The sequence below is a fragment of the Planococcus halocryophilus genome, from assembly GCF_022489025.1.
In the GTDB taxonomy this organism is placed as follows: domain Bacteria; phylum Bacillota; class Bacilli; order Bacillales_A; family Planococcaceae; genus Planococcus; species Planococcus halocryophilus_A.
The window spans coordinates 1-22,570 of record NZ_JAKVTG010000003.1; the positions used below are offsets into that span (position 1 = coordinate 1).

Consider the following 22,570-nt stretch of genomic DNA (forward strand, 5'->3'; position numbering starts at 1 on the left):
AGGAGGCATCGGAGCATGATGGAAGAAAAGAAAGCGGAGATTCCCGCAATCGAAATATTGCCTCCGGTTCATAAGTTTTGGTATGAGACGCGCGGCGGAGATATAACCGTTTATCGCTTGCGCCTTATGACAGTCGAACAGATTGCCGCACATGGCTTAGAGAAGTATATGCCGGAACGAGGCGAGAACAATGAGTAATGAAGTATGGAACAACGGAAGCGGCGGCTACTTCGGATACACGGAAGACACCTCATTAATGAGCCGTATCAATCGTAATAAAAAATGGCGGATTGCCGCAGAGTATCATGATTCAGCGACAGGCAAACGCATAGCGGTTCAATATACGATACCGCAGGAAGAACGCCGCGCCGCCTTGTATATGTTTAATATTGCGGCAATAAGCGAATAGCAGCGAGGTTGCAAAATTAAATTTTAAAGCGTTCTAAGGGGTTATGAAGATAGCAGGTACAAATACCTTCCTGTGTTATTCCGATAGCTTTAAAACGTCTTAAAACGTAAAAATGCGACTATATAAGCACATTAAAAATAAGGAGGAATATGAAATGCCATTATTCAGAGGAAAGGCAAGCGAAGCAATTCCGGCAGATAGCACAAATTCAATGAAAGGTTATGTTGCCGCAAATATCAGCATAACGAAGAAGCCTGCATATCGCGAAGTTTCAATAATCGTAATTGATTGCGTAACAGGCGATACCTTATATAAGTCGCAATTTCGCAGTAAGGCACGAAACGACTTTGCCGCGCACAATCACGCATTAGACAATATTAACGCGTATCTAGTAACAGAAGGATACGTGCTTCACGATGAACCTACGACAAACGCAGACTTGCCGAGCATAACAAGCCATTTAAAAGGCGGCAGATGGTAAAGCATTACGCTTAAAAATAACAATTGTTGCAATAAGAAATATACCAAAAGGGGAAATTAAAATGAACAATGCTAAAACTGAAATTGAAAATGCAGTTAAGAAATTCCGTAGAGAGGTTGAGAAAATTAAAACTTCGGATAACCCGTATTACCACGATGCAAAAGTACAGGAATACGAAATTAAAGAGAAGCGCGCGGAACTAGACGCCTTTGTTGCCGAACAGCAAAACGCCTTCAATGCTTCTATTGTCGCAGAAATTGAAAAGGCGGAGCATGCCGCACAGCATAGCCGTTTCACTGCAACCGAACAACAACGCAAGCAAGGCGACTACGCGCTAGACAGTTACGTTGCAGACGTTACTCTAGCGAGGGATGATAACGGTAAGCATAGCGCATATAAGACGTTAGAGCGTCGCTTAGATGGAATGAGCGCAGAAGAATTAGCGCATATCCGTTTGCAATTGCCAAGCGTACTTGCACGCGTGAACGGAGATACTGTAGCGCTTAAGCGATTGCAGAGCCTTAATGAAACGCTTGCCGCATTGAAGACGGAAGAGCAAGAGCGGCTCGACGAATTGAAAGCGCACAAGGTTAGTGGCGCGGATGGCGCATATAGACGTTTGCGCATGATTCACCCGGCTTATAACGATTTTCGCGATAACATTGCACGAATGAAGAACTAAACGTAATATTATAATAGGTAGAAACTCAAAAAACGCTTGCCATTATCGGCAGGCGTTTTTTTTGATTAGAATGGAAGTTTATAAAATTTTTGTGCATTATTACTTATGATTAATTTAGCCGTTGAAGTCAAGGCTCGCACTCTATCATACAGAGGTAGAGGCATCTTATATGTTATTACATGATTGTATGAAGGATGATAGGTTGGTGTTAATAAACCTCTATCATAGAAGTTTGAAAGAACTTGTCCATACATATTAATTAGTTCAGAGTCATAAGAATTACTTTCTAACCACGCTATTAATTCATGTTCAGTATTCAATGTGCTTGCTTCTAATGAGTCAAATTCACGAATATTTGTACTTAACATATAGCTCAGAAATAACATTTCAACTGGTGTAAAGATTCCTCGAATTACCATTGTATAAATATCAATATCCTCTGTCGCCGCATTATTAAAATCTTGTTGGAAGAGTGACTTTGCAATAGAAGGCCTTTTTTTATTGTATTCTTGTACTTTTTTATAAAGGTGCGGAATAATATTTCCTTTAGAATAACTAAAAGTTATCCCTTTTTTTCGGTACTCTGATTTAAAATCATCAATCTTTTTAACCTCTTCATAATTACTGTTTCTAGGTATATCTCCATCGACGAAGTAGAGCATAACTTCTTTTCCTTGCTTAAGAAAAATGTTTATTTCTTCAATTGTTCCAGAAGGGCTTGTTGCAGTAGCCGTACCAAATTTGGTCCAAAAAACTCCTACAAGTATGTCGCAATCATAAACAATTTGTTCGTTAATGCTTTGTTGAGAACCTTCTTCGTTATAAGAGGGAATAGTATCGTTTTCCCAACGAATTGGCAATAAGATAGTATTCATTTGTTTAGCATGTAAATTATTCCATTTATAAATTGATTCTTCTATTTCATTGCGTTGTTTGAAAACGTCAGATGGAGAGGCAATTAATACTTGTAATACGTTTGCTTGAAATGCCATTTTAACCCTTCTTTCATAAATCCATTATTTAGCCTTAATTCATTATACAATAAATGTTAGTTTTCTAAATGAAATATTTATAATAGAAGAAACTTAAACTTTTAAGTTAAAGCGCAGGTATTTTCTCTTTGCGCAATGCCTATTACGATGTTATCTTTAGGTATACGGTCTAAGAACGGCTAATGACCGATTCACAAACCTTTCATAGCGCGGTTTATAAACGGCTAATTCTACGTCGGTCGGGGGTTCGAATCCCTCCTGGGACATTATAGGAATGTACATACTTCTCAAAACCTTCCCACCGCTCACAGAGTGATGGGAAGGTTTTTTGTTTAGCGGAATGACCGATTTTTTAAACTATGATGAAGGATATAAATTGCACACGCTGCAATGGATAAGGCATCGTGTTTTTTAATGTAAATACTATTTATAAAAAATCTAATAGGAAATTATAGATATGATACAATTATATTAAATTGTGTATTGATGATAAGGAGTTACGAAAATTTATGGAATCTAAAAGACGTATTCGTCCCGAACTAGAAGGTTTACGAACAATCGCTGCCATATTAGTGGCAATTTACCATATATGGTTTAATCGCGTTTCTGGTGGAGTAGATGTTTTCTTTGTCGTATCAGGATTTTTAATTACGACATCGCTTTTTTCAATGTATCGAAAAAATGGGAAGATCTTATACTTTTCTTATGTTATTAAATTATTGAAACGACTTTTACCAACAGCTTGGCTAATTGGTATTACCACTTTAATCGCAGGTCTATACATATTGCCAGCTTTTACGAAGCAACAAACACTAAATGAGTTTTTAGCTTCTGTTTTTTATTTTCAAAATTGGCGCTTAGCTATCGATTCAGTAGATTATTTAGCTCAGAACAATAGCGCTTCTCCGTTTCAGCATTTCTGGGCGTTAAGCATCCAATTTCAGTTTTATTTAGTTTGGTTGTTAATATTCTTTGTAGCGATTAGCATTCTTCGTGTTTTTTCAGGAAAACACATTAAAAGCAAATTAATTATCTTAATTTCTATCGCTTCAATTATATCTTTTGGTTACTCGGTATATTTAACTGCAGAAAATCAGCCAGTCGCTTATTATCATACGCTTACTCGTGTATGGGAGTTTGGAATTGGTGGGTTGTTGGCATTAACGATTCAAAAGTTAGTAATATCGTCTAAACTTGCATGGGTTTTTGGTTGGCTAGGATTAATTGGATTGATTAGTTGTGGCATCGTATTGCAAGTATCACAATTGTTCCCAGGCTATGCAGCATTATGGCCAGTATTATCAGCTGTGTTTATAATTGTGGCTGGTAATTACTCAACAAATTTTAGCGCTTTCCGACTGCTAAGTTGGAAGCCGTTAGTGAAATTTGGAAGTATATCTTATGCGTTTTATTTATGGCATTGGCCGTTATTGATTTTTTATTATGCATTATTTGAAGTAGAGAAGGTTTCATTTGTCAATGGATTGATTATTATGGTTATGGCATCGATTTTTGCTTATATCACGATTTATGGATTTGAAGTTCCAATCCGTAAACTTCAAGTGGCTACATGGAAAACTGCAAGTTTTATCATTGTTTTCTCTGTTGCGATATGGATTTCTACGATGGTATATGAAGACACTTCTTTAGCTGTCCCTGTCGCTGACACGGAGTTAGATGAAGAAAGTCTCTCAGCTCATCCAGGTGCAGCAACTTATTTGGAAACTGGCCGATTAACTACGGTAGAGGAGTTTAAAGATCCTTATATTCCAAGTTTAGATGTAGCAAAACAAGACAGGTCAGTAATCTATGAAGAGCGTTGTATGGTTGGGAAAGTTACGACCGCAGCAAAAGTTTGTGAATATGGTGAGCTTATAGACTACGACTATACAATTGCGCTAGTAGGTGGATCTCATTCAGCGCATTGGCAACCGATGCTTGAAGAATTAGGGAAAAATCACAAGTTAAAAATTGTAACTTATCTTAAAAGCAGTTGTCGTTTTTCGGAAGAGAGTTTACCAGACTTTCCAGAATGCGAAAAATGGTTTTCGAATGTAAAAGCTAAAATTGCAAAAGACACACCTGACCTTATTTTCACTGTAGGAAATGTGGAGAGTCAAAAAGAAGAATACGATGAAGTTTCAGATGGCTTTATCGAAGCTTGGAAGTACTTTGAAAACGAAGGCATTCCTTTATTTTTAGTAAGAGACACACCTTGGTATAAACAACATGTGTTAACATGCCTTAGTAAAAATGAAGATGCACCAGAAAACTGCAAAGCAAAACAAGAAGACATTATGCGAAAAGAAAATCCAATTACACAAGCAGATTATATTCCAGAAAGTGCAACAACAATGGATGTAACAGATTATTTTTGTGATGGCGAGTATTGTCATTACGTAATTGGGAATGTTGTTACTCATTTTGATGCCAATCATATGACCGCAACATTTTCTCGAAGTTTCGCACCGGTATTTGAAAAACCAATTCTTGAAGCTTTAACAAAAGAATAGTTTAACAAGCTGAGCGAATAACCTGAAAAGGTCATTCGCTCATTTTTTGCAGTACATTTCATTTCTTGTTTTTTTTAAAGTTAACGAATGAAACCATTTCCAACTTAAAGCGTTAAGACTAAGCAATCAACATAAACATTTATATCAAAATGCTATCGTAAGTTTATTGTTTTCTACATAAAGGGAATATGATATGATTATGAAACACAAAAGAGGTGGTAAAGTGCGAAAGAAATACCGGGAGTTAAAACGCAAGGGGAATGTCATCGTCTTTCCAACCACAGTGGAACGTTTACTGGCAGAAGGTATGACTTATTTAAAAGAAGAGAAGTACGAAGATGCTCGGGACAGTCTGTATCAGGTGCTTAGTTACGAACCTGACCACGCAGCTGCACTGGGAGGCTATACTTATTGTCTGTATGAGCTTGGGGAGTTTGGGGAAGCTCTAGAAGTGTGCAGAGAATTGTTGCAAATCGGTCCCATCCACTATTTGGAGACGATGGAGCTATACATAAGTATTTTAATGCAAGTCCGTGAATTTGAAGAAGCGGAAAAGATGATCGAGGTTTTAATAGAAGAAAAAGTTTTGCCTGAAGAGCGATTAGAGCAGTTTCAGCAATTGCGTGAATTGAACGAACGCATTTCAGCGAATGCAACGTCAGAGAAAGTGGATGCATCACTGTATGCAATTGAAAACTTTCTATCGTTACATCCTTCAGAACAAGAACAACTTATTCTATCGTTGCCAACGACTTCTTATCAAGCGCTCAAAAAAAAGCTGCTGGCAATTATTGAACATGTAGAAGCGGATTTGTTGACGAAAACATACATATTATTTATGCTGTCTCAAGAAAACATTGATGCAGAAGTAAGAGTGCAAAAGTTCCATTACAAAGGGGTATTCATGATTAATGAATTACCTGACCCGGTAAATGACGGACGCATACAAAAAATTTCCGCTATTATGGAAGAAGCTTTAGAAAAAGATCCAACTCGTCTGGAACTAGTAAAAGAATTATTTGAACGCCATATTTACTTGCTATATCCGTTTATGTGGGATGACTTTAATGAAAAAGAAATAGCACAAGCATATATGGATTATACGGCCGGGTTATTTACTGGAATAAGCTCATTTAGTGAAGATGAAAAGCTCTTAGGGCTGATTCAACAGGCCGAACTTTGGTTTGAGATGCGTAATGGGTAGAAATAGTTGAACCTGCGTGCATCTGTGCTATAATATTGAAGTTGTCAAAAATCGTAGAGAACGTTAAATAACTTTTAAGAAAATGTTTGGAGGGCTTATAATTATGTCAGCAAAATGGGAAAAACAAGAAGGTAACACAGGAGTCTTAACAGTAGAAGTTCCTGCAGAAGAAGTAAACGCAGGTCTTGATAAAGCGTTTAAGAAAGTTGTTAAAGAAATCAACGTACCAGGATTCCGTAAAGGGAAAATGCCTCGTCAAATGTTCGAAAAACGTTTTGGTGCTGAGTCACTTTACCAGGATGCATTAGATTTCATCCTACCTGACGCATACGCAAACGCTGTTGAAGAAGCAGGAATCAACCCAGTTGACCGTCCTGAAATCGACATCGAAACAATCGAGAAAAACCAACCTCTAGTGTTTACTGCTAAAGTAATCGTAAAACCTGAAGTTGAGCTTGGCGAATACAAAGGTCTTGAAGCGTCAAAACCTGATACAGAAGTAACTGACGAAGATATCGAAAAACAATTGAAAGAAAACCAAGAACGTTTGGCTGAGTTGACTGTTAAAGAAGACGAAGCAATCGTTGAAGGCGATACAGCTGTTATCGATTTCGAAGGATTTGTAGATGGAGAAGCATTTGAAGGCGGACAAGGAAATGATTATTCTCTTGAAATCGGTTCAAACTCATTCATCCCAGGATTTGAAGAGCAATTGGTAGGCGTTAAAGCTGGAGAAGAAAAAGAAGTTGAAGTTTCTTTCCCAGAAGAATACCATGCTGCTGAACTTGCAGGAAAAGCTGCAACGTTCAAAGTAAAAGTAAGCGAAGTTAAAGGCAAAGAACTACCTGAGCTTAACGACGAATTGGCAAAAGAAATTGACCCAGAAGTTGAAAGCTTAGAAGCTCTACGCACAAAAATGAAAGATAGCTTAGTTGCTGAGAAAAAATCAGCTGCTGATGCGAAACTTCGTGACGAATTGGTTCAAAAAGCTGCTGAAAATGCAACAATCGACATTCCTCATGCAATGATCCACACTGAAATGGATCGCATGATGAGCGATTTTGAACAGCGTTTAACGCAACAAGGTATGAACCTTGAGCTATACTTCCAATTCTCTGGTCAAGACGAAGCTGCACTTCGTGAGCAAATGCACGGTGATGCTGAAACACGCGTACGCGTTTCAATGACACTTGAAGCAATTGCTAAAGCTGAAAACATGCAAGTAACTTCAGAAGACATCGATAAAGAGCTTGAAAAAATGGCTGCTCAATTTAGCATGGACATTGAACAGATTAAAACAGCTTTAGGTGGAACTGAAATGCTTGAAAATGATATCCGTATGCAGAACACAGTTGAGTTCCTAGTGGACAACGCTAAAATTTCTGAATAACACATAAGTAACATATAAGTTTTAGGGAAAACAAGGTGCGGAAACGTACCTTGTTTTCCACTACATAGAAGACCGGCTTTATACGTAAGTAGCAGCAAAATTGACGCTGAATCTAATTAGTTGCTACAATCACGATAATCTTGTAAGATAATTGCTTGAATAGGGGTGAATACATTGTTCAAATTCAATGACGAAAAAGAGCATTTAAAATGTTCGTTTTGCGGTAAACCACAAGAGCAAGTTCGTAAACTGGTGGCAGGACCAGGTGTTTATATTTGTGACGAGTGTATTGAGCTTTGTACGGAAATCGTAGAAGAAGAGCTTGGTACAGATGAAGAAGTAGAATTTAAAGAAGTACCTAAGCCAAAAGAAATTTTAGACATTTTAAATGGCTATGTAATCGGTCAGGAAAAAGCGAAAAAATCATTGGCTGTAGCAGTTTATAATCACTACAAACGCGTAAATTCTAATAGTAAGATTGATGACGTTGAATTGTCGAAATCGAATATTGTACTGATCGGACCAACAGGAAGCGGGAAAACCTTGCTTGCACAAACATTGGCTCGTATTCTGAATGTACCGTTTGCTATTGCTGATGCCACTTCATTAACTGAAGCGGGTTATGTTGGTGAAGACGTAGAAAACATTCTACTCAAACTGATTCAAGCAGCTGATTATGACGTTGAACGTGCAGAAAAAGGGATTATCTATATCGATGAAATTGATAAAGTAGCCCGTAAATCTGAGAACACCTCAATTACACGTGATGTATCTGGTGAAGGTGTTCAACAAGCACTTCTGAAAATTTTAGAAGGCACAACTGCAAGCGTACCTCCTCAAGGTGGACGCAAGCATCCTCATCAAGAATTTATCCAAATCGATACGACGAATGTATTATTTATCGTAGGTGGAGCTTTTGACGGAGTCGATCAAATTATTAAACGCCGTCTAGGCAATAAAATCATCGGTTTCGGTGCAAACCCAAACAAAGAAGAAATCGACGAGAAATCATTGCTTAGCCAATTGATTCCGGAAGATTTATTGAAATTTGGTTTGATTCCAGAATTTATCGGTCGTTTGCCTGTATTGGCAAGCCTTGAACAATTGGATGAAAAAGCGTTAGTTGAAATTTTGACTGAACCTAAAAATGCATTGATCAAGCAATACCAAAAAATGATGGAGCTAGATGGCGTCAAATTAACGTTTGAGCCTGAAGCACTTGTAGAAATTGCGAAGCTGGCAATTGAGCGCAAAACTGGTGCACGTGGACTTCGTTCAATAATTGAGAACACGATGCTTGAAGTAATGTTCGATTTACCTTCACGTGAAGATATTGTCGAATGTGTCATTACAAAAGAAACTGTTGCCGATAGCGTGCCGCCTAAACTAATCTTAGAAGATGGTTCAGAGTACGTTAGCGACAACGATGAGAAAACATCCGCGTAATGAGTGGAATTTCACCCAGCAGGAAAAGGTAACTGGGTGAACGTTAAACCAATCAAAAGGATGATACGGGCTGACTCTGATCGTGCGCATCCGCACCTTCTGAGTTAGCCCGTTTTTGTTAGAAAAGCAAAACAGCTTATAAATTAGATGCTACTAATTCATGTTTAAAATATCCCCGGAGGTGACTTCCTAGATGGCGAAGAAAAAAGGAACGAAACACGTGCCATTATTACCATTGCGCGGACTGCTTGTTTTTCCGACGATGGTGCTGCATATAGATGTCGGCCGCGACCGTTCTGTGGCGGCATTAGAGAAAGCTATGCTAGATGACAATATTGTTTTTTTAGCAACGCAAAAAGATATGAGCGTTGAAGAGCCGAAAAGAGCAGATCTTCACAAAATCGGGACGTTGGCTTATGTGAAGCAAATGCTGAAATTGCCAAACGGTACAATTCGTGTTTTGGTTGAAGGATTAGAACGTGGCCAATTAAAAAATTATGATGATGAAGAACAGTTCACAACGGTAGAAGTAACTCCTTTTGCGGATGAAACAGAGCGAGATGCTGAACAAGATGCACTAATGCGTTTGTTGTTGGAGCATTTTGAGAATTACGCTAAAAGTTCGAAAAAAGTTAGTACTGAAACGTACAATACCGTAGCGGATATTGAAGAACCTGGCCGTTTAGCAGATATGGTCGCTTCTCATTTATCGATGAAAGTAGCTGCAAAACAAGATGTTTTGGAAACTTTTGATATTAGCAAACGATTAGAATTGTTAATCACTCGGTTACACAGTGAACAAGAAGTGGTCGATCTGGAAAAAAAGATCAATCTTCGTGTTAAAAAAGCAATGGAGCAAACGCAAAAAGAATTTTATTTGCGCGAGCAGATGAAAGCTATTCAATCCGAACTTGGCGATAAAGACGGAAAATCAGCTGAAGTCGTTGATTTGAAAAAACGGATTGAAGATGCAAAAATGCCAGAGTCTACGGAAAAAACCGCTCTTAAAGAACTTGACCGTTACGAAAAACTTCCTGCAGCAGCTGCAGAAAGTGGCATTATTCGTAATTACATTGAATGGCTCGTGACAATTCCGTGGTCAGAAGCGACAGAAGATCGGTTGGATATTAAGTACGCTGAAGACGTGTTAGATCGCGATCACGACGGTTTAGAAAGCGTTAAAGAACGTGTGTTGGAGTATTTGGCTGTACAGCAAATGACCAACTCTTTACGTGGACCTATTCTTTGTTTAGTTGGACCTCCTGGGGTCGGGAAAACTTCATTAGCGAAGTCGATTGCTGAGTCACTCGATCGTAATTTTGTTCGCGTTTCACTCGGTGGCGTTCGTGATGAATCGGAAATCCGCGGTCATCGCCGTACATACGTAGGGGCGATGCCTGGACGAATCATTCAAGGAATGAAAAAAGCGGGTACGGTGAATCCCGTGTTCTTATTGGATGAAATCGATAAAATGTCGAATGATTTCCGTGGGGATCCATCTTCAGCGATGCTAGAAGTATTGGACCCAGAACAAAACAATTCGTTTAGTGACCATTACATTGAAGAGACATACAATCTTTCAAATGTCCTTTTCATTGCTACAGCGAATGATCTTGGGTCAATTCCAGGACCGCTGCGTGACCGGATGGAAGTCATCACGATTGCGGGCTATACAGAAGTCGAAAAACAAATGATTGCGAAAAATCATTTGGCTCCAAAGCAATTAAAAGAACACGGCTTATCGGCAGAACAATTACAGTTTGAAGAGGATGCTTTGTTAAACGTAGTACGTTATTATACGCGCGAGGCAGGAGTCCGCGGGCTAGAACGTCAAATTGCTTCAATTTGCCGAAAAGTAACAAAACAAATTGTTTCAAAAGAAGAAGAACACATTGTTGTTGGAGAAAAAGAAGTTGAGGCTTATCTTGGGAAACGCAAATTCCGCTATGGTATGGCAGAGTCTGAGAACCAAGTAGGTGTTGCTACTGGGCTAGCTTATACCACAGTGGGCGGAGATACACTTCAAATTGAAGTTTCATTGTCTGCAGGTAAAGGTAAACTGCAATTGACTGGTAAACTTGGTGATGTCATGAAAGAATCTGCACAAACTGCTTTATCGTTTGTTCGAGCACGTGCAGAATCACTTGGCATTGACCCGAAATTCCATGAATCGCATGATATTCACATTCACGTTCCAGAAGGTGCCGTACCAAAAGACGGACCATCTGCTGGGATTACGATTGCAACAGCTTTAGTGTCTGCATTAACGAAACGTCCAATTCGACGTGAAGTAGGCATGACCGGCGAAATTACCCTTCGCGGCCGCGTACTACCAATCGGTGGAATTAAAGAAAAAACGTTGAGCGCGCATCGTGCTGGGTTGAAAACCATCATTTTGCCGATCGACAATGAGCGAGACCTGGAAGACATTCCAGAGACAATCCGCAAAGAGATGACATTTAAATTGGTCTCTCAAGCAGATGAGGCATTAGAAATCGCCTTAGAAGGAGAAAATGAATGAAAGTTAATAATGTAGAACTAGTTATCAGTGCCGTTCGTCCAGATCAATACCCTGAAGACGGATTGCCAGAATTTGCTTTAGCTGGAAGATCAAACGTTGGTAAATCATCTTTTATCAACAAAATGATTGGCCGCAAGAGCATGGCGCGTATTTCATCAAAACCAGGTAAGACACAAACTCTTAACTTCTATAAAATTGAAGAGAAATTGTTTTATGTCGATGTACCCGGTTATGGTTATGCGAAAGTATCAAAAAGTGAACGTGAAGCATGGGGCAAAATGATCGAGCGGTACATTACTGACCGCGAGCCATTGCGTGCTGTTATTCAAATCGTTGACTTACGTCATCCGCCAAGCAAAGACGATGTCGCTATGTATGAATTCATGAAACATTTTGAAATTCCATGTATCATCATTGCAACAAAAGCGGACAAAATTCCAAAAGGTAAATGGGACAAGCATAAGAAAATTGTCCGCACGACTTTGGATATGGAAAAAACCGATCCATTAATCGTCTTCTCATCTGAAACAGGATTGGGTAAAGATGAAGCATGGCAGGAAATTGAAAGCAGAATGTAATACAATAAACGCAGCCCTCAGGTTGCGTTTTTATTGTGGAATTTTGGTATAGTGATGTACTTTAAGGGATAAAATCTTCATAATTTGCCCCTGTATTTACAGTTAATTCTGACTAAGAGCGTTATACTTGTGACACGGAAAACTGTTTGCTAGTATTAATTTATAATAATTATAATCAGGGCTAGGTTCATGCCTTGTTCACAATTTCGGAGTCAACATTATGCATAAAAGTGTTATACTTAATAGAGATGAAATATTGAACGTGAAAGGTGTTTTGTACCCATGCACACATTAGTAGTCGGTGTGAATTATCGCTCTGCACCTGTGGAGATTCGTGAAAAGTTATCGTTTATCGAAAATGATTTGCCACAGGCGATGGAAGCGTTAAAACAACAAAAAAGCATATTGGAAAACGTGATTGTTTCCACCTGCAACCGGACGGAAATTTATGCAGTCGTGGATCAACTTCACACAGGTAAGTACTATGTAAAGCAATTTCTTGCGGATTATTTTGACTTGCCAAAAGAAGCGATTTCACAGTACTTATTTATTCATGAGCAGGATGCAGCGATTGAGCATTTGTTCCGTGTAACGGCTGGTATCGATTCGATGGTATTGGGTGAAACTCAAATTTTGGGTCAAGTAAGAAATAGTTTTCTTGCTGGACAAGAGCAGGGGACGACAGGAACTGTCTTTAATCAATTGTTCAAACAAGCTGTAACTTTGGCAAAAAGAGCACATTCGGAAACAGCGATTGGTGAAAATGCCGTGTCAGTCTCGTATGCAGCTGTTGAACTTGGTAAGAAAATTTTTGGCACGCTTAAAAACAAGCACGTTGTTATTTTGGGGGCCGGAAAAATGGGCGAATTGGCTATCAAAAACTTGCAAGGCAGTGGAGCGGATCGTGTGACGGTTATTAACCGTACATTCGAAAAAGCTGAACTACTGGCTGACAAATTTGGTGGCAATGCAAAACCATTGAGTCAATTACAATGTGCATTGTTAGAAGCGGATATTTTAATCTCTTCTACAGGCTCAACAGATTTCGTCATTGATCTTGAATTGATGCAGTTTGTAGAAAAACTTCGTAAAGGCAAACCGTTGTTTATGGTTGATATCGCCGTACCGCGTGATATGGATCCACGTATCGGTGATTTACCAAATGTTTTCTTGTACGATATTGATGATATGCAAGGGATTGTTGAAGCTAATTTAGCAGAGCGTGAACGTGCAGCGGGTGAAATCATGACAATGATCGATCAAGAAGCACTGCTGTTTAATGAGTGGTTAACAACACTTGGCGTTGTGCCGGTAATTTCTGCACTTCGTCAAAAAGCGCTTGGTATTCAGGCTGAGACAATGGCGAGTATCGAAAACAAAATGCCAGATTTGACGGATCGTGAAAAGAAAATTCTTAACAAACATACCAAATCGATTATCAACCAATTGTTGAAAGACCCAATTTTGCAAGCGAAAGAAATGGGCGGGGCTCCTAAATCCCGTGAACAGCTAGAACTATTTATGCAAATATTTGGTATCGAAGAGGAAGTTGAAATAGAAATAGAAAAGCAGTCGAAAGCTCCACAAAAGAAAAAGGATAAAGCTGTACTTCAAACCGAAAATTCATCAACTGAAACTCCCAGGTATTCATTTTAAGCTTTTTAAAAGAGGCGTTTGCGAATCTATATGTTAAAATGTAGAGACGGAACGCCTTTAACTATGGAGATGAAGGGGAATGGGATGGCTGATATAACAATGGCAAGGCTGCATGAAGCTATGGTTATTCTATATGCTGTCAGCCTTGTTTTTTATTTTATAGATTATTTATATAAAGAAAAAAAAGCAATTCGCATTGCGATGAGTTTACTCGGTATTGTATGGGTGTTGCAAACTATATTTTTAGGATTGTATATTTTTGAAACCCAACGTTTTCCGGTATTGACTTTGTTTGAAGGGATTTATTTTTATGCCTGGCTGTTGGTGACATTGTCGATAGTTTTGAGGATATTTTACCGATTTGATTTTGTGGTGTTTTTCATCAATGTTATTGGCTTTATCTTTATGACAATCCACACATTTTCACCGGTACAAATCGAACGGTCGCCTGTAGGTGATGCGTTAGTATCAGAATTATTGTTTATCCATGTTAGTTTTGCGATTCTATCGTATGTGGCATTTTCATTGTCGTTTGTATTTGCAGCGCTCCATATGGTCTTGTATAGAATGCTCAAAAAGAAAAAATGGACGAAACAATGGGCGAATTTGCCATCGCTCGGCCAAACCCAACAATTTATGACCATTTCAATTTTGGTCGGAATTTCCTTATTGTTTGTGTCACTTGTACTCGGTTTACAATGGGCGGTTATTTCACTGCCGGAGTTTTCATTATTAGACATGAAAATTATCGGATCTTTTGTTTTGCTGGTATTATACAGCTTGGTTCTTTGGCGACATCGAAAAGGTTCGTTAAATGGGATGAATTATGCACTGGCTCATACGTATTTATTTTTAGTGCTGCTCATCAATTTCTTTTTAGGCAGCCGGTTATCTGATTTTCATTTTTGGTATTAAAGAGAGGTAGGATATAGTTGAGAAAAATTATTGTAGGTTCGAGAAGAAGCAAATTAGCGTTAACTCAAACAAACCAGTTTATCGATAAATTAAAAGCAGCAGGTGTACCTTTTGAATTTGAAATAAAAGAAATTGTGACAAAAGGCGATCGGATTGTCGATGTTATGCTTTCTAAAGTTGGCGGGAAAGGCTTGTTTGTAAAAGAAATCGAGCAAGCACTTTTTGAACGCGAAATCGATTTTGCTGTTCACAGTATGAAGGACATGCCTTCTGTTTTGCCTGAGGGGTTGGCAATTGGATGTATTCCGGAACGTGAAGACCCACGCGATGCCTATATTGCAAATGACCATGTGAAGTTATTGGACTTACCAGTTGGAGCAGTTGTTGGAACAAGCAGCTTACGCCGTAGTTCACAATTGCTATTATTGCGTCCAGACCTTGATATTCAATGGATTCGCGGCAATATCGATACGCGTCTTGCAAAACTGCAAGCAGGCGATTTTGACGCCATCATTTTAGCGGCAGCTGGGTTAAAACGGATGGGTTGGAAAGATGATTTAGTAACAGAATTCCTTGAAGTGGATGAATGTCTACCAGCAATCGGACAAGGGTCACTCGGAATTGAGTGTCGCGTAGAAGATACAGAACTTCTTAGTGAATTAGCAAAACTAAATCATGAAGATACAGCTTTAGCAGTAAACGCTGAACGTAAATTCCTTAAAGATATGGATGGCAGCTGCCAAGTGCCGATCGCTGGATATGCAACAGTGAATAATGGAGAAGTAACGTTTACAGGACTTATTTCTTCACCAGAAGCTGACCAAGTGTTTAAAGAAATGGCAATTAGCCATGACCCAATCGAAGCAGGACGGATTGTTGCTGAGAAAATTAGTGCTCAAGGCGGTTACGATTTAATTCAACGCGTCAAAGCTGAAAGCAATGTCTAATAGCAAAAAACTGCTTGAAGGAAAAACAATCGTTTTTACCGGTTCTAGAAAACCGGTAGAAGCGATTTCTCATGCACAATCATTTGGTGCAAAAACAAAGTACGTTCCACTTGTTGAAACAATTGTTCGCCAGTCACAAAAGCCGGATTTCACGAAATATGACTGGCTCATTTTCACTAGTCGTACAAGCGCAGAAGTGTTTTGTTCGTTCAATGAAACCGTGCCTGCTAAAATTGCCGCAGTCGGTAATCAAACAGCAGCAGTTTTAGAAAGACATGGTCACCAAGTGGATTTTATTCCGAAAGTGTTTAGTGCGGATCAGTTTATCCAAGAATTCCCGCCCGTCTCAGGAAGAGCGAAATGTTTGTTTATAAAAGGACAAATGGCGAAAAACACCATTTCCACTATGTCCATGCAAGTCGATGAATGGACGGTTTACGATACTGTGTTAAATAGTGAAAACGCAAAAACTATTACACAATTCAAAGACGTGATCATTCTGTTTGCTAGTCCTTCTGCGGTAAGAGCGTATCGTCAAGTAGGGGGCAATTGGTTGAACATCCAAGTCGCTGCAATTGGCCACGTAACGAAAAAAGCCATTATCGATAACGGTGGCACAGTGGATTTTATGCCTGAAAGATATACGTATATTGAAGTGATCAATGAAATAGCGAAAGGAAGTTTGTCGACATGAAAGAATTGAATTTTAATCGTCATCGCCGTTTACGCGGTTCAGCTAATCTTCGTTCAATGGTTCGCGAAACAAGTTTACATAAAGAGGATTTTATTTATCCGATTTTTGTAGTTGAAGGAGAAAATGTGAAAAACGAAATTTCATCTATGCCTGGCGTATTCCAATTTTCGATGGATAACTTAGGTACTGAACTGGATGAAGTAGTAGACCTTGGTATTCCTTCCGTTATTCTTTTTGGCGTACCAATTGAAAAAGACGCAGTCGGAACGCAAGCGTACCATGATCATGGCATCACGCAAGAAGCGATTCGTTTTGCGAAAAACCGTCATCCAGAATTAGTCGTTATCGCTGATACATGTCTTTGTCAGTATACCGACCACGGCCATTGCGGCGTAATCGAAGAGGGTGTTATCTTAAATGATGAATCACTTGATTTATTGGCGCGTACGGCTGTGTCACAAGCAAAAGCGGGAGCTGATATTATTGCACCATCTAACATGATGGACGGTTTTGTTGCAGCGATTCGTTACGGATTAGACGAAGCCGGATTTGATAATACACCAATTATGTCTTATGGCGTTAAATATTCATCTGCCTATTACGGACCTTTCCGCGAAGCAGCTCACAGTACGCCTCAATTTGGAGACCGGAAAACCTACCAAATGGACCCAGCAAACCGTATGGAAGCGTTGCGTGAAACTGCTTCTGATGTTCAAGAAGGCGCAGATTTCATGATTGTTAAACCAGCATTGTCGTATTTGGACATTATTCGCGAAGTTCGCGATAATTTCGATATTCCAATTGTTGCATACAACGTTTCAGGTGAATACGCGATGGTCAAAGCAGCTGCAGCAAATGGCTGGATTGACGAGAAAAAAATCGTTTTGGAAACTTTATTAAGCATGAAGCGCGCAGGCGCAGATATCGTTATGACGTATCACGCAAAAGACGCAGCACGCTGGTTGGAGGGAAAAGAATGACATACGAAAAATCATTAGCCGCATTTACAGAAGCCAAAACTTTAATGCCAGGCGGCGTTAACAGCCCGGTTCGTGCGTTTAAATCGGTCAATATGGATCCGATTTTCATGCAATCTGGAAGTGGCGCGACAATTAAAGACGTTGATGGCAACACATATATCGACTACGTTTTATCTTATGGTCCACTTATTTTGGGTCACGCACAAGAAGATGTAGTAAAAGCTATTCAAGAAACGGCTGCACTTGGAACATCATTCGGTGCACCAACAGAACTAGAAAACCAAATGGCGAAATTGGTCATGGACCGTGTGCCATCAATCGAAATGGTACGTATGGTGTCTTCTGGAACAGAAGCAACGATGAGCGCATTGCGCGTAGCTCGTGGCTACACAGGTCGCGACAAAATCTTGAAATTTGAAGGCTGTTACCACGGTCACGGCGACAGTTTGTTAATCAAAGCAGGTTCAGGCGTTGCAACTTTAGGTTTGCCAGATTCACCTGGTGTTCCAGCATCAGTTGCTCAAAACACCATCACAGTGCCATTCAATGACCTTGAAAGCGTTCGTTTAGCATTCCAAGAATTCGGCGATGAATTAGCGGCTGTTATTGTAGAACCGGTTGCAGGTAATATGGGCGTTGTTCCTCCAAGCGAAGGGTTCTTAATGGAACTTCGCAACTTAACTCACGAAAACGGCACCGTGCTGATTTTCGATGAAGTTATGACAGGATTCCGTGTAGGTTATAACTGTGCACAGGGCTATTACGGCGTAACACCAGATATGACGTGCCTCGGCAAAGTAATCGGCGGCGGTTTACCAGTCGGCGCATTCGGAGGCAAGCGTGAAATTATGGAGCAAGTTGCACCAAGTGGTTCGATTTACCAAGCAGGCACGCTTTCAGGTAACCCACTTGCTATGCGCGCAGGCTTTGAAACATTGTCTCGTTTAACAGAAGAAAGCTACGACACTTTCATCGAACGTGGCGATCAACTTGAAAAAGGATTCCGCGAAGCTGCAACAAAATACAACATCCCGCACACAGTTAACCGTGCAGGTTCAATGATCGGGGTATTCTTCACAAACGAAGACGTAGTTGATTTCGAATCAGCTAAAACTTCTGACCTTGAGCTATTCGCAAATTACTACCGCTTGATGGCGGAAGAAGGCATTTACTTGCCACCTTCCCAATTTGAAGGCATGTTCCTATCGACTGCCCATACGGAAGAGCATATCGCAAAAACCGTAAAAGCATTCCATACCGTATTTGCTAAACTGGCACGTTAATAAAATAAACAGAGCTATCCTAAAAGGTTATGAAAATGACTTTTTGAGGATAGCTTTTTTGTGTGCACATTTAAGTTATAAATAAACGCCAAGTGAGTAGCTACATCAGAAAGTGACACAATCAATACACTTAATAAAAGGTATTAACCCACTAAGCTTCGGCGCGTCCAAGGGCTAGGCGAAGCGAAAAGACCGGTGCACTTCCGGGCTTATCGCGAGAGCCATGCCCAAAGCGACCGAAGCGGAATTAGAAAGCGATGCAACCTATCTACAAGATCCAACTAAAAAGATGTTCCCACACCTAGCGAGGCGCGTCCAAGGGCTAGGCGAAGCGAAAAGACCGGTGCACTTCCGAGCTTATCGCGAGAGCCATGCCCAAAGCGTCCGAAGCGATATAAGAAAACGCTGCAACCTATCTACAAGACCCAACCAAAAAAATGTTCCCACACCTAGCGAGGCGCGTCCAAGGGCTAGGCGAAGCGAAAAGACCGGCGCACTTCCGGGCTTCTGGCGAGAGCCATGCCCAAAGCGATCGAAGCGACATAAGAAAACGATGCAACCTATCTACAAGACCCAACTAAAAAGATGTTCCCACACCTAGCGATGCGCGTTTAAGGGCTAGGCGAAGCGAAAAGACCGGTGCACTTCCGAGCTTATCGCAGGAGCCATACCCAAAGCCTCCGAAGCGATAAAAGAAAGCGATGCAACCTATCTACAAGACCCAACTAAAAAGATGTTCCCACACCTAGCGAGGCGCGTCCAAGGGCTAGGCGAAGCGAAAAGACCGGCGCACTTCTGGGCTTATCGCGAGAGCCATGCCCAAAGCGATCGAAGCGACATAAGAAAACGATTCTTACTATCTCCATCACCAATATTCTGTAAAAATCACCGCTACCCTCAAGAACTTCAAAATAACTTGACGCTAAAACCTTCTATTGAGTACAATAAGAGTAATTAGATATTCATGCGTTGATGAGGATAGTAGGGTATACGGGCATTTCAGAGAGAAGACTATTTGGTGAGAGGTCTTTATGGCGTATAGTTGAATGTCACCTCGGAGCAGTTGCCGTGAAATAAGTAGCGGGAACCGGACTTAACATCCGTTATGAAACTTGAGAGCCAGGTCTGTAACTAGACCTGTGTATAAAGGTGGTACCGCGAAAAACTCCTTCGTCCTTTACAGACGACAGGAGTTTTTTGCGTTCTACCAGAAATTAAAGGAGGAATTCCCATGACTGAACAAATGTCCACAAAGTACGATCCGCAATCAATTGAAAAAGGCCGTTATGATTGGTGGGTCGACCAAAAATTCTTTGAAGCCAAACCAGAAAGCGGCAAAACGCCGTATACCATCGTAATTCCTCCACCAAACGTTACTGGCAAGCTACATTTAGGCCATGCTTGGGACACAACATTACAAGACATCATGACACGCATGAAACGCATGCAAGGTTTTGACGCGCTATGGCTTCCAGGTATGGATCACGCCGGGATTGCAACGCAAGCCAAAGTAGAAGGCAAATTAAAAGAAGAAGGGCGTTCACGTTACGATTTAGGACGCGAAGCGTTTCTTGAAGAATCATGGAAATGGAAAGATCAATACGCAGGACATATCCGCGAACAATGGGCTAAATTAGGTTTAGGACTTGATTATTCACGTGAGCGTTTCACATTAGATGACGGATTGTCAAAAGCCGTACGTGAAGTTTTCGTGAAACTATACGAGAAAAAACTCATATACCGCGGTAAATACATCATCAACTGGGACCCGAATACACAAACGGCGATTTCGGATATTGAAGTTATTCACAAAGACGTTAAAGGTGCTTTTTATCATATGCGTTATCCGCTTGCTGACGGCAGTGGACATATTGAAATTGCCACAACACGTCCAGAAACAATGCTTGGTGATACAGCTGTTGCGGTTCACCCGAAAGACGAGCGTTATAAGCATTTAATCGGTAAAAAAGTTATTTTGCCAATCGTTGGTCGCGAAATTGAAATTGTTGCAGACGATTACGTAGATAGAGAATTTGGAAGTGGTGCCGTTAAAATCACACCGGCTCATGACCCAAATGACTTTGAAATTGGGAACCGTCATAATTTAGAACGCGTACTTGTGATGAACGAAGACGGTTCAATGAATGAAAATGCTGGTAAATACGAAGGCTTAGATCGTTTCGAATGTCGTAAGCAAATCGTTAAAGATTTACAAGACATGGACGTGTTGTTCGAAATCGAAGAGCATATGCATTCTGTTGGTCACTCAGAGCGTAGCGGTGCTGTAGTAGAACCTTATTTATCTACTCAATGGTTTGTTGATATGCAACCACTTGCTGCTGCATCTGTAGAAGCACAAAAAAGTGGAGACGGTGTTAATTTTGTGCCGGATCGTTTTGAGAAAACGTATTTACACTGGATGGAAAACATTCGCGACTGGTGTATTTCTCGTCAATTGTGGTGGGGACATCAAATTCCAGCTTGGTACCATAACGAAACAAATGAAATTTACGTTGGTCACGAAGCACCGGCTGACGCTGAAAACTGGACACAAGACGAAGATGTACTAGACACATGGTTCTCATCTGCCTTGTGGCCGTTCTCAACACTTGGCTGGCCAGAAGAAAACGATGATCTTAGCCGTTACTACCCAACAGATGCATTAGTGACAGGCTATGACATCATCAACTTCTGGGTATCGCGCATGATTTTCCAAGCATTAGAATTCACTGGTGAAAAACCGTTTAAAGATGTATTGATTCACGGACTGGTACGCGATGCAGAAGGACGCAAAATGTCGAAGTCACTTGGCAACGGCGTCGATCCAATGGACGTGATTTCGGAGTACGGAGCAGATTCTCTGCGCTATTTCTTAGCAACAGCATCGTCTCCAGGACAAGATCTTCGTTATGCGAACGACAAAGTTGAGTCGGTATGGAACTTTGCCAATAAAATCTGGAATGCGTCTCGTTTCGCATTGATGAATATGGAAGGTATGACATACGACCAAATAGACTTGTCAGGCAAAAAGTCAGTTGCTGATTCATGGATTCTTACACGTTTAAATGAAACCATTGAACAAGTAACAGAGCTTGCAGAACGCTATGAATTTGGCGAAGTTGGACGTTCACTTTACAATTTCATCTGGGATGATTTCTGTGACTGGTATATCGAAATGTCGAAATTGCCATTATACGGTGAAGACGAAAGAGCGAAGAAAATGACGCGTTCGGTACTTGCTTATGTACTTGATAACACAATGCGTTTATTGCATCCGTTCATGCCGTTTATCACAGAAGAAATTTGGCAGAACTTGCCGCATGAAGGCGAATCGATTACGATTGCGGCTTGGCCAACAGTAGATGACTCGTTAACGAATCAAAGCCAGTCTTCAAGCATGAAGCTATTAATGGACGTGATTCGTTCTGTACGTACGATTCGTGCAGAAGTACAGTCACCAATGAGCAAAAAAGTGCCATTGACGATTTCTGCAAAAGACGCCAACACTCATGCAGTATTAGAAGCAAATGCTGCATACATCGAACGTTTCTGTAATCCAGAAACCTTAACAATTGGCGAAAACATCGTAGCTCCTGAAAAATCGATGTCAGCAGTAGTATCAGGTGCTGAATTGTTCATGCCACTTGAAGGTTTGATCGATATTGATGCAGAGCTTGCTCGTTTAAACAAAGAACTTGAAAAATGGGCAAAAGAAGTAAAACTCGTTAGTGGTAAACTATCGAACGAACGCTTTGTTTCAAAAGCACCAGAAGCAGTAGTTGCTGAAGAACGTGCGAAACAAGCTGATTATATGGAAAAACACGCAACAGTTGAAAAACGCATTGAAGAACTAAAAAATCTATAAAACGATAAAACCGC

18 protein-coding genes and 1 other annotated feature are annotated in these 22,570 nt (G+C 40.3%); of the genes, 17 read left to right on the forward strand and 1 reads right to left on the reverse strand.

What is annotated here, in order from left to right; genetic code table 11:
* The 4 genes from MLE13_RS04615 to MLE13_RS04630 all read left to right on the forward strand — a co-directional run.
* Window positions 1-198 (forward strand): hypothetical protein (locus MLE13_RS04615; protein ID WP_240748280.1); only part of this gene is annotated, 198 nt, incomplete at its 5' end.
* Entirely contained in the window at window positions 191-409 is a 219-nt protein-coding gene (locus MLE13_RS04620; RefSeq protein WP_240748281.1) for a hypothetical protein, read from the forward strand. The genes MLE13_RS04615 and MLE13_RS04620, both read left to right, overlap by 8 nt.
* A gap of 154 nt (window positions 410-563) precedes the next feature.
* Window positions 564-890 carry a hypothetical protein gene (locus MLE13_RS04625; RefSeq protein ID WP_240748282.1) on the forward strand — a complete coding sequence of 109 codons (327 nt, stop codon included), beginning with the start codon at window positions 564-566 and terminating at the stop codon, window positions 888-890.
* A 61-nt stretch (window positions 891-951) separates the two neighbouring features.
* Complete coding sequence (locus MLE13_RS04630) at window positions 952-1,572, forward strand: hypothetical protein (protein ID WP_240748283.1); 621 nt, start codon at window positions 952-954, stop codon at window positions 1,570-1,572.
* A 65-nt stretch (window positions 1,573-1,637) separates the two neighbouring features.
* Here MLE13_RS04630 and MLE13_RS04635 read toward each other — a convergent pair whose 3' ends face one another.
* Window positions 1,638-2,564 carry a hypothetical protein gene (locus MLE13_RS04635; RefSeq protein WP_240748284.1) on the reverse strand — a complete coding sequence of 309 codons (927 nt, stop codon included), beginning with the start codon at window positions 2,562-2,564 and terminating at the stop codon, window positions 1,638-1,640.
* Window positions 2,565-3,073: 509 nt separating this feature from the next.
* Between MLE13_RS04635 and MLE13_RS04640 the strand changes: the two genes are divergently transcribed.
* The 13 genes from MLE13_RS04640 to MLE13_RS04700 all read left to right on the forward strand — a co-directional run bounded on the left by MLE13_RS04640 (window position 3,074) and on the right by MLE13_RS04700 (window position 22,556).
* Window positions 3,074-5,077: an acyltransferase family protein gene (locus MLE13_RS04640; protein WP_240748285.1), complete on the forward strand. Its 2,004-nt coding sequence runs from the start codon at window positions 3,074-3,076 to the stop codon at window positions 5,075-5,077.
* A 193-nt stretch (window positions 5,078-5,270) separates the two neighbouring features.
* Window positions 5,271-6,281 carry a tetratricopeptide repeat protein gene (locus tag MLE13_RS04645; RefSeq protein WP_240748286.1) on the forward strand — a complete coding sequence of 337 codons (1,011 nt, stop codon included), beginning with the start codon at window positions 5,271-5,273 and terminating at the stop codon, window positions 6,279-6,281.
* A 103-nt stretch (window positions 6,282-6,384) separates the two neighbouring features.
* Window positions 6,385-7,671, forward strand: a complete 1,287-nt coding sequence (gene tig / locus MLE13_RS04650; RefSeq protein WP_065527891.1) for a trigger factor — start codon at window positions 6,385-6,387, stop codon at window positions 7,669-7,671.
* A 174-nt stretch (window positions 7,672-7,845) separates the two neighbouring features.
* Window positions 7,846-9,117: an ATP-dependent protease ATP-binding subunit ClpX gene (gene clpX / locus MLE13_RS04655; RefSeq protein WP_240748287.1), complete on the forward strand. Its 1,272-nt coding sequence runs from the start codon at window positions 7,846-7,848 to the stop codon at window positions 9,115-9,117.
* A gap of 193 nt (window positions 9,118-9,310) precedes the next feature.
* Window positions 9,311-11,638: an endopeptidase La gene (lon, locus tag MLE13_RS04660; protein ID WP_240748288.1), complete on the forward strand. Its 2,328-nt coding sequence runs from the start codon at window positions 9,311-9,313 to the stop codon at window positions 11,636-11,638.
* Window positions 11,635-12,216: a ribosome biogenesis GTP-binding protein YihA/YsxC gene (gene yihA / locus MLE13_RS04665; RefSeq protein WP_240748289.1), complete on the forward strand. Its 582-nt coding sequence runs from the start codon at window positions 11,635-11,637 to the stop codon at window positions 12,214-12,216. Before lon ends, yihA begins: the two co-directional genes overlap by 4 nt.
* Before the next feature lie 282 nt (window positions 12,217-12,498).
* A complete protein-coding gene (gene hemA, locus MLE13_RS04670) occupies window positions 12,499-13,872 on the forward strand; it encodes a glutamyl-tRNA reductase (protein ID WP_240748290.1) in 1,374 nt (457 codons plus the stop codon).
* Window positions 13,873-13,956: 84 nt separating this feature from the next.
* Window positions 13,957-14,787: a cytochrome c biogenesis protein CcsA gene (gene ccsA / locus MLE13_RS04675; RefSeq protein ID WP_240748291.1), complete on the forward strand. Its 831-nt coding sequence runs from the start codon at window positions 13,957-13,959 to the stop codon at window positions 14,785-14,787.
* A gap of 17 nt (window positions 14,788-14,804) precedes the next feature.
* Window positions 14,805-15,734 (forward strand): hydroxymethylbilane synthase, encoded by a 930-nt coding sequence (gene hemC, locus MLE13_RS04680; RefSeq protein WP_008496520.1) that lies wholly within the window; start codon window positions 14,805-14,807, stop codon window positions 15,732-15,734.
* Window positions 15,727-16,428, forward strand: a complete 702-nt coding sequence (locus MLE13_RS04685; protein ID WP_240748292.1) for a uroporphyrinogen-III synthase — start codon at window positions 15,727-15,729, stop codon at window positions 16,426-16,428. Before hemC ends, MLE13_RS04685 begins: the two co-directional genes overlap by 8 nt.
* On the forward strand, window positions 16,425-17,408 hold the full coding sequence (gene hemB / locus MLE13_RS04690; RefSeq protein ID WP_240748293.1) for a porphobilinogen synthase: 984 nt from the start codon (window positions 16,425-16,427) through the stop codon (window positions 17,406-17,408). Before MLE13_RS04685 ends, hemB begins: the two co-directional genes overlap by 4 nt.
* Window positions 17,405-18,691 carry a glutamate-1-semialdehyde 2,1-aminomutase gene (hemL, locus tag MLE13_RS04695; RefSeq protein ID WP_240748294.1) on the forward strand — a complete coding sequence of 429 codons (1,287 nt, stop codon included), beginning with the start codon at window positions 17,405-17,407 and terminating at the stop codon, window positions 18,689-18,691. The genes hemB and hemL overlap by 4 nt, the downstream gene beginning before the upstream one ends.
* Before the next feature lie 960 nt (window positions 18,692-19,651).
* Window positions 19,652-19,872: a binding site (T-box leader), on the forward strand.
* Window positions 19,873-19,922: 50 nt separating this feature from the next.
* Entirely contained in the window at window positions 19,923-22,556 is a 2,634-nt protein-coding gene (locus MLE13_RS04700; protein ID WP_276323836.1) for a valine--tRNA ligase, read from the forward strand.
* The last annotated feature ends 14 nt before the right edge of the window (window positions 22,557-22,570 follow it).

Excerpts from the sequence above, each read along its gene's own strand:
- MLE13_RS04635 (WP_240748284.1), bottom strand. The coding sequence starts at position 2,564 with ATGGCATTTCAAGCAAACGTATTACAAGTATTAATTGCCTCTCCATCT.
- tig (WP_065527891.1), top strand. The coding sequence starts at position 6,385 with ATGTCAGCAAAATGGGAAAAACAAGAAGGTAACACAGGAGTCTTAACA.
- lon (WP_240748288.1), top strand. The coding sequence starts at position 9,311 with ATGGCGAAGAAAAAAGGAACGAAACACGTGCCATTATTACCATTGCGC.
- ccsA (WP_240748291.1), top strand. The coding sequence starts at position 13,957 with ATGGCTGATATAACAATGGCAAGGCTGCATGAAGCTATGGTTATTCTA.
- MLE13_RS04645 (WP_240748286.1), top strand. The coding sequence starts at position 5,271 with ATGATTATGAAACACAAAAGAGGTGGTAAAGTGCGAAAGAAATACCGG.
- MLE13_RS04630 (WP_240748283.1), top strand. The coding sequence starts at position 952 with ATGAACAATGCTAAAACTGAAATTGAAAATGCAGTTAAGAAATTCCGT.
- hemL (WP_240748294.1), top strand. The coding sequence starts at position 17,405 with ATGACATACGAAAAATCATTAGCCGCATTTACAGAAGCCAAAACTTTA.
- MLE13_RS04625 (WP_240748282.1), top strand. The coding sequence starts at position 564 with ATGCCATTATTCAGAGGAAAGGCAAGCGAAGCAATTCCGGCAGATAGC.
- MLE13_RS04700 (WP_276323836.1), top strand. The coding sequence starts at position 19,923 with ATGACTGAACAAATGTCCACAAAGTACGATCCGCAATCAATTGAAAAA.
- yihA (WP_240748289.1), top strand. The coding sequence starts at position 11,635 with ATGAAAGTTAATAATGTAGAACTAGTTATCAGTGCCGTTCGTCCAGAT.
- MLE13_RS04620 (WP_240748281.1), top strand. The coding sequence starts at position 191 with ATGAGTAATGAAGTATGGAACAACGGAAGCGGCGGCTACTTCGGATAC.
- MLE13_RS04640 (WP_240748285.1), top strand. The coding sequence starts at position 3,074 with ATGGAATCTAAAAGACGTATTCGTCCCGAACTAGAAGGTTTACGAACA.
- hemA (WP_240748290.1), top strand. The coding sequence starts at position 12,499 with ATGCACACATTAGTAGTCGGTGTGAATTATCGCTCTGCACCTGTGGAG.
- hemB (WP_240748293.1), top strand. The coding sequence starts at position 16,425 with ATGAAAGAATTGAATTTTAATCGTCATCGCCGTTTACGCGGTTCAGCT.
- MLE13_RS04685 (WP_240748292.1), top strand. The coding sequence starts at position 15,727 with ATGTCTAATAGCAAAAAACTGCTTGAAGGAAAAACAATCGTTTTTACC.